Here is a 13,015-nt window from a genome sequence, read left to right as displayed (position 1 = left end):
ATGGCAATCGACATTACCGAAGCCGAAGCCGCCAATGAATTGATGCGGCTGGCGAAGCAGATCGCGCATCATGACCGGCTCTACCATGCCGAAGACGCCCCCGAGATCAGCGATCCGGAATATGACGCGCTGGTGCGGCGCAATGCCGCGCTGGAGGCGGAATTTCCGCATCTGGTGCGTGAGGATTCGCCCAGCCGCAAGGTTGGGCACACGGCCACCACCTCGCCGCTGAGCAAGGTGACGCACGAGGTTCGCATGATGAGCCTCGACAATGCCTTCAACGCCCAAGAGGTCGAGGAATGGGTGGCGCGGGTGCGGCGCTTCCTCTCGCTGTCCGAAGACGATCCGGTGGCGTTCACCGCCGAGGACAAGATCGACGGCCTGTCGTGCTCGCTGCGTTACGAGAAGGGCAAGCTGGTGCGCGCGGCGACGCGCGGCGACGGGCAGGTGGGCGAGGATGTGACGCCCAATGTCGCGCATATTCCCGACATCCCGCAGCAATTGTCCGGCGATGCACCCGACGTGTTCGAGATCCGCGGCGAGGTCTATATGGGGCGCGCCGATTTCGAGGCGCTCAATAGGCGCTTGATGGAGGATGCGCGCGCCGCGGCGGAGGAAAAGGGCGAGGAGCTCGACCCGGCCAAGGTCCGCCAGTTCGCCAATCCGCGCAATGCCGCCGCCGGATCGCTGCGACAGAAGGATGCCGAAGTCACCGCGCAGCGCCCGCTCAAGTTCTGGGCGCATGGCTGGGGTGCGGCTTCCGATGTGCCGGGCGGAACGCAGGAAGAAGTGGTCCGCGTGATCGAGCGCTGGGGCGTGCCCGTCTCGCCGCTGTTCGCGCGGTTCGACAATGCGGCGGAAATCCTCGCGCAATATGCCAGAATTGCCGAACAACGGCCTGACCTGCCGTATGAAATCGACGGCGTGGTCTACAAGGTCGACCGGCTCGATTACCAGCAACGGCTCGGCTTTGTCGCCAAGGCGCCGCGCTGGGCGCTGGCGCACAAATTCCCCGCCGAGCAGGCCGAGACCACGCTCGAGAGCATCGACATCCAGGTCGGGCGGACGGGCAAGCTGACCCCGGTCGGGCGGCTCGCCCCCGTGCTGGTGGGCGGAGTCACGGTAACCAATGTCACGCTGCACAATCGCGACGAGATCGCGAGGCTGGGTGTGCGTCCGGGCGACCGCGTGGTGGTCCAGCGTGCGGGCGATGTTATTCCACAGCTTGTGGATAACCTCACGCCCGAGGCGGAGCGCGATCCCTTCCACTTCCCCGACCATTGCCCCGAATGCGGCAGCGAGGCGGTGGCGGAAGAGGGCGAGGTCGATGTGCGCTGCACAGGCGGTCTGATATGTCCCGCACAACGCACGGAAAGGCTTAAGCATTTCGTCAGCCGCGGCGCACTCGACATCGACGGGCTGGGCGAGAAGACGATCGACCAGTTCTTCGCGCTCGGCTGGCTCGAGAGCCCTGCCGACATCTTCCGCCTGAAGCAGCGGCGCGCGGACATTCTCGCGCTCGACGGGTGGAAGGAGCGGTCTGTGGATAATTTGTTGGAATCTGTGGAAGCGCGCCGTGAACCCGATGCCGCGCGGCTGCTGTTCGGGTTGGGAATCCGCCATGTCGGCGCGGTCACCGCGCGCGATTTGATGAAGGGGCTGGGCGATATCCGCCTGCTGCCCCGAAAGGCCGCCGAGTTCCGCACCTATTGCCTCGAACACCCGCGCACCGAGGGCGAGAAGGAAAGCCCGTTCAAGACCCGCATGGTCGAGGTGGTGAAACGCATTTTCGAAGTCCGCACCGACGGCATCGGCACTGCGGTGGGCCATGCACTGGCCGACTTCTTCCATGAAGAGCACAATCGCAGCGTGTGGAACGATTTGATCGGCGAGGCACCGGGCGAGGGCGTGGTCGAACCGGAACGCTATGAGGTGGAAACCCTCGCAAGCCCGGTCAGCGGCAAGACCGTGGTCTTCACCGGGAAGCTGGAGACGATGAGCCGCGACGAGGCCAAGGCACAGGCCGAGCGCTTGGGCGCCAAGGCCAGCGGCTCGGTCAGCGCCAAGACCGATCTGCTGGTTGCGGGGCCGGGCGCGGGGAGCAAGCTGAAAAAGGCCGCCGAACTCGGGATCGAGGTGGTGGACGAGGCCGGCTGGGCCGAAATCGTCAAGGCGGCGGGCTGACATGCTCGATCAGACCCACGCACAGGCGCTGCGTATTGCCGATCTGCTGCGTCAGCGCGGCGAGAAGGTCGCTGTAGCCGATGGCGCGACCGGCGGGCTGGTCGCGGCATCGCTGCTGACCGTGCCCGGCGCGCTCGACTTCTTCGTCGGGGGCGGGGTGGTCTATTCCTTCCGCGCCCGCGACATATTGTTCGACCTGCCGCGCGACGCCTATGCCGGGATGACCGGCGCGAGCGAGGATTACGCGCTGCTGCAGGCGCGCGCGATCCGCGACAATTTCGGCGCGCAATGGGGGCTGGCCGAAAGCGGTTCGGTCGGCGGGTCGAACCATCCCAGCGGTGCACCCGCGGGGCGCAGCTGTGCGGCGGTGGCGGGGCCCGGCGGGTTCGAATTCACCCGCCGGACCGAGACCGGCAGCGACGACCGGATCGGCAATATGGAAGCCTTTGCGCGCGCTGCCCTCCAGACGCTGGAAGACGCGCTGCGCGGCTGATCAGCCGCCCGGCATGATGTGGATCTCGCGCACATCCGCGCTGCGCGGCTGCGACAGCGCGAAGACCACCGCATTGGCGACATCGTCGGGCTGGATCTTGTCGGGCTTGGGTTCGTCGAAGAACGGCGTGTCGACCATGCCGGGGGTGATCAGCGTGCAGCGGCCGCCCCATTCGCGCATTTCCTCGGCCAGATTGCCGGCGAAGCCCTGCACGAACCACTTGGTCGCGCCGTAAACCGAGCCCTTCATGTGGTCGCGCCCGGCCTTCGACCCGGTGACCACGAAATGCCCCCTGGTCTTGCGCAGATGCGGCAGCGTGGCATGCGCGGTGGTGAGCACGGCGAGTACGTTGAGATGGATCATGGCGTGCCACTCGTCGGGATCGCCCTGCTCGATACCGGGAGTGGAGGTGCCCTTGCCGGCATTGGCATAGACCGCGTCGAGCCCGCCGAAATGCGCGACCGCCTGCGCGACGGCCTCGTCCAGCTCGTCGCGCCTTGTCACATCGCAGGGCAGCGCGAGCGCCTGCTCGCCGATGTCCCCGGCAAGGTCTGCCAATGTCTCTTTCGAGCGCGCGAGCAGCGCGACGTTCCAGCCCGCCTGTGCCGCAGCACGGGCGGTGGCGGCGCCGATGCCGGTCGAGGCGCCGGTGATGAGCAGCGTCTTGGTCATGAGGTCTCCTGGTTCTGAATGCTCCTCCAACAGCGGTCCGGCCGGGCGGAGGTTCCGGTGCGTATTGTCGTTCCTGTCCTCGATTCCCGGCGCGTGGCGGGTTATGGCGTGCGGACAAGGGGTTGGCAGGGGGAAACGCCATGATGGGGTATTATCGTCGCTATTGCGAACGGCGCGCGGACGCGCGGGCCGTGGGCACGAATGGCAAACGCTGGATTCGCACCTGGATCAATGTCTTCCGCACCGAAACCGAAGCGCGGGTGCCGCAGGACGAGGCGCAGCTGGCCCAGCTGATCTGCGAGGGCGAGTTCAGCTGCGTGGGCAAGTCGCATTCCTATAACGGCGTGCAGGTGGTCCCCAGCGTCACCGCGATGATGATGCGCGAGGGCGGGCTGACGACGCTGGCCTATGACCCGGCGAGCGAAACCGTGCGCGTGGGCGCCTCGGTCTCGGTGCGCGACCTCAAAGTATATCTGCGCGACGAGCATCGCCGCGGGTTGTACAATGCGGGCAATTACATGGAGCAATCGGTGATCGGCGCGCTGGCGACCGGGACGCATGGCTTCGGCCCGCGCGCGGTGATGGCCGATGCGATCGTCGAGCTGACCTTCCTCGACGGCAGCGGGCAGCGCGTGACGCTCAAGCGCGGCGATCCGGAGTTTGCCTATGTCGCGCTGTCCTTCGGGACGATCGCGCCGATCGTGGAACTGGTGCTCGAGACCAAGCCGCTCGAATCCTATGTCTCGGTAAGCTCGATGAGCCGGCTGTCCAAGCTTGACGAGCTCAAGCAGGGCGCGCTGGCGGTGAACTGGGCGGTGATGCCCTATACCAACCCCGAAGACCCGGTGATCATGCTCCACGCGCTGGCCGAATGCGACCAGGCGGGGGCCATCGCCACGCACCCCAAGGCCAGCGGCGGCAGCGGCAAGTTCGCCGCCTGGTTCCTGCGCCGCTATTACAAGCTCGACCGGTTCCTGCCCAAGCTGCGCCGCCCGATGCAACGGATCATCGACTGGCTCGACCTGAAGCAAAGCGAGCGGGTGATCACCGATCCCGACGATCTCGATTACCTCTACGATCCGCAGCCGGGGCTGAAGGAAAACCGTGCGCCGAGCATCACCCGCGGGCTCTTCTCGACCACTTATACCGGTTATAATCTCGCGTTCTTCGTCCCGCTCGAGAAAGCGCCCGCGGTGGTCAAGTTCATCATCCGCGAGGCCGACGGGCTGCGCGATCTCGGCTTCTTCCTCAAGGGGATCATCTCGGTGCGCGAGATGCCGGGCGAAGCGGGGCCGCATTTCGCGGCCAATGCCGAGCGCCCGATGGCCGCGATCGATCTGTTCGCCGACCCGCGCGACTATGCTTGGCTCGAACGGATCCAGCGGCTGGTGATGCATTACGAACCCGATACGCGCCCGCATTTCGGCAAGAGCGCGCTGGGGCCCGAGTTCTGCAAGACGCTGGACACTGCGCATCTGGCCGAGCTGATGCGGATCCACCGCCGTTATTATCCGCAAGGTCAGCTGATGTTCTCCGAACGGGTGCGCGCGATGCTCGATGTCGGGCGCCCGGTGGCAGGTGTGCCCGCGGCGGATGCGGGTCTCGCCTGAGGCGCTGCGCTAGGAGGCGGCGCTTTCGGACAGCCGCGCGTCGAGCGGATCGTTTGCCACGCGGGCCGCTGGCGCGCCTGCGACGATGCCGTAGCCGATGTTCGCCCACACGCGCTCGTGAAAGAAATAGAGCACCAGCTTGGTCGCCACTTCGAGCCCGCCGATGGAGAGCGCGGTGGCCACGCTGCCGGTAAACAGCCACGCCAGCAGCGTCGTGTCGAGCGAGGCAAGTACACGCCAGGTCGCGGTTTTCGTCGTGCTGCGGCGGTAGCTTTCGCGGCGCCGGGTCCCCAGCAGCTCGGTACCCCAGCGGTTCCATTCCCAGAACCGTTCATGGAGATAATAGAGCACCATCTTGGTCGCCACTTCGGTCAGCGCGATCAGGCTGGCTGCACCCATCGCCTCGCGCGGGCTGTGTTCGAGCCCGAACATCGGCCCGAGATAGGTGATCAGCAGGAAGGACAGGAGGAGCGTGTCGAGCGAGCCGACCACGCGCCACGAGACCGCCTTGGCGAGCGAGCGGCGGCGGGTGATCAGCGGATGGACGGGTGAGGCGGAAGAACCGGTCTCGGGCCCGGATATCGAAGGCTCGGGAGCGTCTTGCATGGCGGCCACCTAGCCGCGCCTAGCGGGCGCTGTCGAGCGTTTCGTAAGGAATCCAGCGCATCACGCCGCCCGCCAGCGGGGTCCAGCGGCCGGTGCGGATACCCGCTTCGGCCAACGTGTCGCTGGTCCACTGGTTGCAGGTGTTGCCCAGATGATAGGTCCCCGGCGCGTCGTAGAAGACGTCATGGGCGTAATATCCGCGATAGGATATGCGCGCAGCGGGCGGCAGGACCTGGCGCTCGATCGCCGCAACCAGCCGGGCATATTGCCTCCGGCTTATCCGCAGCGGGCGGATCGTGTCGCTGGGTGCGGGCCGGGTGTAATGCGCGATATGGAGCAGGCTGTCGCCGCCCACCGCCGCGCCCAGGATCGTGGCGGGTGTGATATCGCCCCAGGTCGGCGTGTTGAGGAAGACCTCGCGTTCGCCCCAGCTGACCGACACATGCGTATAGGGGCGATAGGGTGCGCCAAGATCGCCCACGGGAAAGGCGGGCCGCCAATCCTTCTGCGCGGTCACCAGCGGCATGACGATTGCGGTATGCACGCCGTTGGTTTCGATCATGATCTCGACGCCGGTGGCGGGTTCGACCCAGTCGCCATTGCGCGGGAGCGCGCTGCCGATCCACGCGGCGAGGAGGAACAGCGTCAGCAGGGAAAGCGGCACCGCGATCGCCCAGGCGGCCCATTTCGCCGCGCGGTTCACCGCACTCGGCTTTTGCGCAGCCACAGGATGGACCAGTCGCCGCGGACCAGCCGCCGTGCCAGCCGGAAGCCTTGTGCGCGGTAGGCACGGCGCACGCGCGCCTCCTGCGTTTCGAGCAGCCCTGCGAGCAGTAGGTTCCCTCCAGGCGCAATGGCGGCGGCGAAGGACGGCGCAAGTTCGACCAGCGGCCCGGCCAGGATGTTGGCGATGAACAGGTCGTAGGGACCGCGCAGCGCCAGCAGCGGATCGTCCATCCCGTCGGCGATGACCATGGTCAGTTCGCCGGGACCGTGGCCTTGGCGGACCGCGTTGGTCGCCATGTTGTCACGCACCACGCCCGCGCAAACCGGGTCGATATCCGATGCGGTGGCGGTGGCGTGCGGCCACAGATGGATCGCGGCAAAGGCGAGCAGGCCGGTGCCGGTGCCGATATCGGCATGGTTGCGCGCGACCACGCCCTCGCGCTTCATCAGGTCGAGCATGGCGAGGCAGCCCGCAGTGGTCTGGTGCTGCCCCGTCCCGAAGGCCTGGCTGGCCGGAACGATGAAATCGACCATCGCCGGATCGGCCGGATGTTCGGGTGTGCGGACATGGAACCGGCCCGCACGGATCGGGTCGACGCCTTTCTGGCTTTCGGTCACCCAGTCGGTATCGGGCAGCTTCTCGACCACGAAAGCGGGCGGCTTGCCTTCAAACAGCGCCGCCACGCGTTGCAGGTCGGAGGATTTCGGCTGGCGATCGAGATAGACTTCGACCGTCCAGTCATCGGGCAAATGGTCGGCGACCTCCATTCCGGTGACCACCCATTCGACCGGCCAGTCGAGCGCGTCCTCATGCGCGACCAGCGCGGCCTTGGCGACGGGCTTCGATACTTCGGCGAGGATCTTCCACGCATCAGCCACCGGCTTCATCCGCCAGTCGCTTGTCGAGCCGGGCTTCGACCGCATCGGCATAGTCGGCGCAGGACATCCCGCCGATCAGCGAACCGCTGGCCGCGCGCGCGACCATCTCGCTGGCCGAGGGATGCGGTGTGAGCAGGAGGTCGCAATTCTGCTCACGCAGGCGTTGCAGGCCCGCGCGATAGGCGGCGACATAATCGGGATGATCGCCGAAGCGGTAGTCGTCGCGGCTCACCGGCGAAAGCGAATCGGCATAGACGATGCCGATGCACTCGCCCGCCGCATCGCAGGAGTCCCACGCCCAGCTCAGCGCGCCCGGCGTATGCCCCGGCGTGGCGATCGCGGTCAGCGTCGCGGTTTCGCTGCGCACGGTTTCGCCGCCATGCACCACGACATCGACGGCGACCGGTTCCATCGGATCGTGCATGCCATATTGCGGGTCGCCTGGGTCGTCCTGGCTGCTGCGCAAGACCGCGGCGGCGCGCGGCGAGGCGACGACATGCGCGCCGCTCGCCCGCTTGATCGCCGCATGCCCGCCGACATGGTCGAAATGTTCGTGGCTGTGCAGCAGGCTGGCGATCTCGTTGGGGCGGAAGCCGAGCTTGCCGATATTGTCGAGCACTACCTGCGCGCCAGCCACGGTGCCGCTGTCGATCAACACGTGTCCCTGCGCGCCCGCGACGAGGATGGCGGAGATACCGCAAGTGCCGACGTAATAGGTCGAACCATGGATGCGGTAGGGCGGGGCGGGCTTGTCCCATTCGTCCCATTCGGAACAGGTCGCCGCCCATTGCTGCGGGGTGACCTGTTCGCTCGGCGGCAGCGGGGCCAGCGTCTGGATCGGCGGCGCGCAGGCGGATGCGAGCAGCGCCGGGGCGAGGGCGGACAACAGTCTAGCGGACATAGCTGGCTCCATTGGCATCGAGCGTGGCGCCCGTCAGGCTGGGCGGCGCATCGAGTGCGCAGAATTCGACCAGCGTGGCAATCTCTTCGGGCTCGGCCACGCGCCCCAACGGAATATCCGCGAGCAGGCCGGGCCCTCCGCGGCTGTCGAGGTAATCGCCCGCCATCGAGGTATCGGTAAAGCCCGGGGTAATGGCGAAGCTCAGGATACCCTCGCGCGCATATTGGCGGGCGATGGTCTTGTGCATCGCCAGCATCCCGCCCTTGCTTGCCGCATAATGCCAATGCGCGGGCGAATCGCCGCGGTGCCCGGCGCGGCTGGCGACATGGACGATGCGGCCCGCGGTGCCGCGCTCCTGCCAGTGCCGCACCGCGAACCGGCTGAGCTGTGCTGCGGCGGTCAGATTGATCCGCATGGTATCCTCCCATGCATCGAGCCAGGCGATATCCGAACGGTCGATCGGATTGGGATCGAACAGCCCGGCATTGTTGACCAGCACGTCGATCTGCCCGCCCGCCCGCGCGAGCGCTGCCTGCCACACTTCCTGCGGCGCCCCCGGTTCGCAGAAATCGGCGGGGATGGTGTCGATCGAATTGCTCCACGTGGCCTGGCCGATGACCTGGGCGCCGCGGGCCTCGAGCGCGGTTTTTGCCGCTGCCCCGATCCCGCGGCTGGAGCCGGTAAGAAGAATGCATGTCATGCAAACCCTATTCGAAAAATTTGCGCAACTTGTCGAGGCCGCGCGCCTTGTCACACACGCCCATATCGCTAAGGGAAGCACTCCAATTGTCTCAACCGGAAGATGACCATGGCCAACCGCCCGATGGCGCCGCACCTGCAAATCTGGAAATGGGGTCCGCATATGGCGGTCTCGATCCTCCACCGCGTGACCGGCGACGGCATGGCGCTGGTCGGCCTCGGCGTGCTGCTGTGGTGGCTGGGCGCGATGGCCGCGGGACCCGAAGCCTATGGCCAGTTCGAAACCCTGATGGGTTCGCCGCTGGGCATGGTCGTGCTGGTCGGGCTGAGCTGGGCCTTCTTCAGCCATATGATGAGCGGCCTGCGCCACTTCGTGCTCGATCTCGGGGCCGGCTACGAACTCGACACCAACAAGACCTGGTCGGTCCTCGCACCGCTGTTCGGCATCCTTCTCACTGCGGGCTTCTGGGCCCTCATCCTGCTTCGCTAAAGGGCAATACCCATGGGTAACGGAACCTCCATCGGACGCGTGCGCGGGCTCGGCTCGGCGCATGAAGGCGCGCATCACTGGCTGTTGCAGCGCTTCACCGCGATCGGCAATCTGGTGCTGATGCTGTTTCTCGCGGTCAGCCTCGCGCTGCTGCCCGACTATTCCTACGGCTCGGTCGCCGGCTGGGCCTCGCAGACGGTGCCCGCCACCGCGCTGGCGCTGTTGATCGTCTCGGTCTTCTGGCATGCCCGCCTCGGCCTGCAGGTGCTGATCGAGGATTATGTCCATACTCCCGGAAACAAGTTTGCCTGTATCGCTGCGCTCAATCTCGCGGCGATCGGCGGCGGTGTCTTCGGTCTCGTTTCGATTGCGCGCATCGCGCTTGGAGGAATTTCCTGATGACTAGTGGTGCGAACAATGGCGCGCCGCCGCACGGTGGGCGCGACGATACCAATACGGGCAATGTGGACAGTTCCAACCAATCTCCGACAACCGCTCCGGCAACGCCCGGATCCGCCCCCGGAACGAAACGGCAGGGCGGCGCTGCGGCCTATCCGATCGTCGAGCATACCTATGACGTAATCGTCGTCGGCGCCGGCGGTTCGGGCCTGCGCGCCACGATGGGCGCCGCCGAAAGCGGCCTCAAGACCGCCAACATCACCAAGGTTTTCCCGACCCGTTCGCACACCGTCGCGGCGCAGGGCGGTATCGCCGCCAGCCTCGGCAACAACACGCCCGACCACTGGCAGTGGCACATGTACGATACGGTCAAGGGCTCCGACTGGCTCGGCGACCAGGACGCGATCGAATATCTGGTGCGCGAAGCACCGCAGGCGGTTTACGAGCTGGAGCACGCCGGCGTGCCCTTCAGCCGCAATGACGACGGCACGATCTACCAGCGCCCGTTCGGCGGGCACATGCAGAACATGGGCGAAGGCCCGCCGGTGCAGCGCACCTGCGCCGCGGCCGACCGGACCGGTCACGCCATGCTCCACGCGCTCTACCAGCAGAGCCTGAAGTACGACGCGGACTTCTTCATCGAATATTTCGCGCTCGACCTGATCATGAAGGACGGCGTTTGCGTCGGCGTCATGGCCATGTGCCTCGACGACGGCACGATCCACCGCTTCCGCGCGAAGGCGGTGGTGCTGGCAACCGGCGGCTACGGCCGCTGCTATTACACCGCGACCAGCGCGCATACCTGCACCGGCGATGGCGGCGGCATGGTGCTGCGCGCCGGACTGCCGCTGCAGGACATGGAATTCGTCCAGTTCCACCCGACCGGCATCTACGGCGCGGGCGTGCTCATCACCGAGGGCGCACGCGGCGAGGGCGGCTACCTCACCAATTCCGAGGGCGAGCGGTTCATGGAACGCTATGCGCCGAGCGCGAAGGACCTCGCCAGCCGCGACGTCGTCAGCCGCTCGATGGCGCTGGAAATGCGCGAAGGCCGCGGCGTGGGCCCGGAAAAGGACCACATCTACCTCCATCTCGACCACATCGATCCGACCGTGCTGGGCCAGCGCCTGCCGGGGATCACCGAGAGCGGCAAGATCTTCGCCGGGGTCGACCTGACCCGCGAACCGCTGCCCGTCACCCCGACGGTGCATTACAACATGGGCGGCATCCCCTGTAACTATCACGGCGAAGTGATGGCGGGCGACAAGAACGATCCCGAAAAGATCGTCCCCGGCCTGTTCGCGGTGGGCGAAGCCGCCTGCGTCTCGGTCCACGGCGCCAACCGTCTCGGTTCGAACTCGCTGATCGACCTCGTGGTGTTCGGCCGGGCAACCGGCCACCGCCTCAAGGAACTGATCAAGCCGGGCACCAGCCATGACGAACTGCCCGCCGACAGCGCCGACCTGTCGCTCACCCGGCTCGACCATTTCCGCTATGCCGATGGCGGCACGCCGACGGCTGAGCTGCGCGCGGAAATGCAGAAGACCATGACCCGCCACGCGGCGGTGTTCCGCGACAGCAAGCTGATGGCCGAGGGGGTCGAGAACCTGAAGCAGATCAACAAGCGGATGGAGGACGTGAAGGTCTTCGACCGTTCGCTGATCTGGAACAGCGATCTGATCGAGACGCTCGAGCTCGACAATCTGATGGCGCAGGCCAATGTCACCATGGCTTCGGCGGAAAACCGCAAGGAAAGCCGCGGCGCGCATGCGCATGAGGATTTCCCCGATCGCAACGACGCCGAATGGATGAAGCACAGCATCGCCTGGTTCGACGGCTGGGGCGGCAATGGCGGCGGCGTGAAGATCGATTACCGCCCGGTCCACGAATACACGCTGACCGACGACGCGAAGTACATCGAGCCGAAGAAGCGGGTTTACTGATGCGGGCGGGGGCGCTCGGCTTCGTCGCGGGTCTTGCGGCGCTGCTTGCCGCCCCCGTCTCCGCGCAGCTCAGCAATGCGGAAGAGGTCATGGTCGAAACCGTCGCGGACGGGTTCGAGACCGACGTCGCGCTGCTCGAGGAAATCACGCTCATTAATTCGGGTTCGCACAATCATGCGGGCGTGAAGGCGGTGGCCGAGGTACTGGCGCCCGAATTCGCGGCGCTCGGCTTTACCACCGAATGGATCGACCAGTCGGCGCAGGGGAGCGCAGGGCACCTGTTTGCGCGGCACGAAGGCGCACCGGGCACCACGAAGATGCTGCTGATCGGCCATCTCGATACGGTGTTCGAACCCGATTCCCCGTTCACCGGCTTCGTCCGCGAGGGCGACAGCGCGACCGGCCCCGGCGTGGTTGACGACAAGGGCGGGATCGTGGTGATCCTCGCCGCGCTACGCGCCATGCAGGCGGCGGGTACGCTCGAGGGCGCGAACATCGTCGTCGCGCTGACTGGCGACGAGGAAGATGCGGGCGAACCGCTGGATGCCGCGCGCCGGGACCTGGTCGAGGCGGGCAAATGGGCCGATGTCGCGCTGGGCTATGAAGGGCTGTCGGTGCTGGACGGCAAGGACGCAGGCGTGGTCGCGCGGCGGTCTTCGGGCGGCTGGACGCTGACCACGCACGCGGACAGCGGGCACAGCTCGGGCATATTCTCGGGCCATGCGGGCTATGGCGCGATCTACGAAATGGCGCGCATCCTCGATGCCTTCCGGCGCGAATTGCCCGAGGAAAACCTCACCTACAACGTCGGTTTCATGGCGGGCGGAACCCCGGCCGAGCTGGGCGAGGACGGCCTGTCCGCCACCACCAGCGGAAAGACCAACATCATCCCCTCGCAGGCGGTGGCACGCGGCGATTTGCGCGCGCTGACACCCGAACAGAACGAGGCGACCGCCGAGAAGATGCGCGCCATCGTCGCGCAGCACCTGCCGGGAACCGAGGCGACAATCGCGATCGAATTCCGCTATCCGCCGATGGCGCCGACCGCGGGCAATGCCGCGCTGCTCGACCGGCTCAATGCGATCAACGCCGACCTTGGGCGCGAGGCGATGCAGCCCTATCCCCCGTCGCGGCGCGGCGCCGCCGATATCAGCTTCGTCGCGCCCCATGTCGACGGGCTGGCCGGGATGGGGCCCGCGGGCAGCGGGAGCCATGCCGAGGGCGAGACGATCGACTTGCGCTCGATCGTGCGGCAGGCGCAGCGCTCGGCCATCCTGATGAGCCGGCTGGCGCGCGAAACCCGCTGATACTGGCGCGGCGCCCGGCCGGGCCGGGTACCTGCCTGCGCCAACCGCTGGTCTTGCCGCGCGGCATTGGGTAGGTTCGCCGGTGCAGGGGGCATTGGGGGGCAAT

The 13,015-nt window shown here is 66.7% G+C and carries 13 protein-coding genes; 7 read left to right on the top strand and 6 right to left on the bottom strand.

The window, feature by feature from the left end:
• Positions 1-2,184, top strand: a complete 2,184-nt coding sequence (gene ligA, locus VWN43_RS07195; RefSeq protein ID WP_320180068.1) for an NAD-dependent DNA ligase LigA — start codon at positions 1-3, stop codon at positions 2,182-2,184.
• A 1-nt stretch (position 2,185) separates the two neighbouring features.
• Positions 2,186-2,677, top strand: a complete 492-nt coding sequence (locus VWN43_RS07190; protein ID WP_320180069.1) for a CinA family protein — start codon at positions 2,186-2,188, stop codon at positions 2,675-2,677.
• Here the strand turns inward: VWN43_RS07190 and VWN43_RS07185 are convergent, their stop codons facing one another.
• On the bottom strand, positions 2,678-3,349 hold the full coding sequence (locus tag VWN43_RS07185) for an SDR family oxidoreductase (protein WP_320180070.1): 672 nt from the start codon (positions 3,347-3,349) through the stop codon (positions 2,678-2,680).
• A gap of 140 nt (positions 3,350-3,489) precedes the next feature.
• Here VWN43_RS07185 and VWN43_RS07180 point away from each other — a divergent pair, with 140 nt between their 5' ends.
• Positions 3,490-4,959 (top strand): FAD-binding protein, encoded by a 1,470-nt coding sequence (locus VWN43_RS07180; RefSeq protein ID WP_320180071.1) that lies wholly within the window; start codon positions 3,490-3,492, stop codon positions 4,957-4,959.
• A gap of 9 nt (positions 4,960-4,968) precedes the next feature.
• On the opposite strand, the gene VWN43_RS07175 is transcribed toward VWN43_RS07180, so the two are convergent.
• The 5 genes from VWN43_RS07175 to VWN43_RS07155 are packed head-to-tail and all read right to left on the bottom strand — an operon-like array spanning position 4,969 to position 8,771.
• Complete coding sequence (locus VWN43_RS07175) at positions 4,969-5,565, bottom strand: DUF2061 domain-containing protein (RefSeq protein WP_320180072.1); 597 nt, start codon at positions 5,563-5,565, stop codon at positions 4,969-4,971.
• A 19-nt stretch (positions 5,566-5,584) separates the two neighbouring features.
• Complete coding sequence (locus VWN43_RS07170) at positions 5,585-6,292, bottom strand: DUF2459 domain-containing protein (RefSeq protein WP_320180073.1); 708 nt, start codon at positions 6,290-6,292, stop codon at positions 5,585-5,587.
• The gene (locus VWN43_RS07165; protein WP_320180074.1) at positions 6,265-7,215 is read right to left on the bottom strand and encodes a 50S ribosomal protein L11 methyltransferase; all 951 of its coding nucleotides are present in this window, start codon (positions 7,213-7,215) and stop codon (positions 6,265-6,267) included. Before VWN43_RS07165 ends, VWN43_RS07170 begins: the two co-directional genes overlap by 28 nt.
• Complete coding sequence (gene bla, locus VWN43_RS07160) at positions 7,163-8,071, bottom strand: subclass B3 metallo-beta-lactamase (RefSeq protein ID WP_320180075.1); 909 nt, start codon at positions 8,069-8,071, stop codon at positions 7,163-7,165. Before bla ends, VWN43_RS07165 begins: the two co-directional genes overlap by 53 nt.
• Positions 8,061-8,771, bottom strand: coding sequence for an SDR family NAD(P)-dependent oxidoreductase (locus VWN43_RS07155; protein ID WP_330768491.1), 711 nt, complete (start codon positions 8,769-8,771; stop codon positions 8,061-8,063). Before VWN43_RS07155 ends, bla begins: the two co-directional genes overlap by 11 nt.
• Positions 8,772-8,879: 108 nt before the next feature.
• Here VWN43_RS07155 and sdhC point away from each other — a divergent pair, with 108 nt between their 5' ends.
• The 4 genes from sdhC to VWN43_RS07135 are packed head-to-tail and all read left to right on the top strand — an operon-like array spanning position 8,880 to position 12,909.
• The gene (gene sdhC, locus VWN43_RS07150) at positions 8,880-9,260 is read left to right on the top strand and encodes a succinate dehydrogenase, cytochrome b556 subunit (protein WP_253522862.1); all 381 of its coding nucleotides are present in this window, start codon (positions 8,880-8,882) and stop codon (positions 9,258-9,260) included.
• Between the two features lie 12 nt (positions 9,261-9,272).
• Entirely contained in the window at positions 9,273-9,659 is a 387-nt protein-coding gene (sdhD, locus tag VWN43_RS07145) for a succinate dehydrogenase, hydrophobic membrane anchor protein (protein WP_320180077.1), read from the top strand.
• Positions 9,659-11,602: a succinate dehydrogenase flavoprotein subunit gene (gene sdhA, locus VWN43_RS07140; RefSeq protein ID WP_320180078.1), complete on the top strand. Its 1,944-nt coding sequence runs from the start codon at positions 9,659-9,661 to the stop codon at positions 11,600-11,602. Before sdhD ends, sdhA begins: the two co-directional genes overlap by 1 nt.
• On the top strand, positions 11,602-12,909 hold the full coding sequence (locus VWN43_RS07135) for a M20/M25/M40 family metallo-hydrolase (RefSeq protein WP_320180079.1): 1,308 nt from the start codon (positions 11,602-11,604) through the stop codon (positions 12,907-12,909). Before sdhA ends, VWN43_RS07135 begins: the two co-directional genes overlap by 1 nt.
• Positions 12,910-13,015: the final 106 nt, after the last annotated feature.

Source organism: Qipengyuania sp. HL-TH1 (assembly GCF_036365825.1).
GTDB classification, from domain to species: domain Bacteria; phylum Pseudomonadota; class Alphaproteobacteria; order Sphingomonadales; family Sphingomonadaceae; genus Qipengyuania; species Qipengyuania profunda.
Note: the sequence above shows the minus strand (reverse complement) of the source record. Positions and strands in the feature narration are given on the sequence as shown.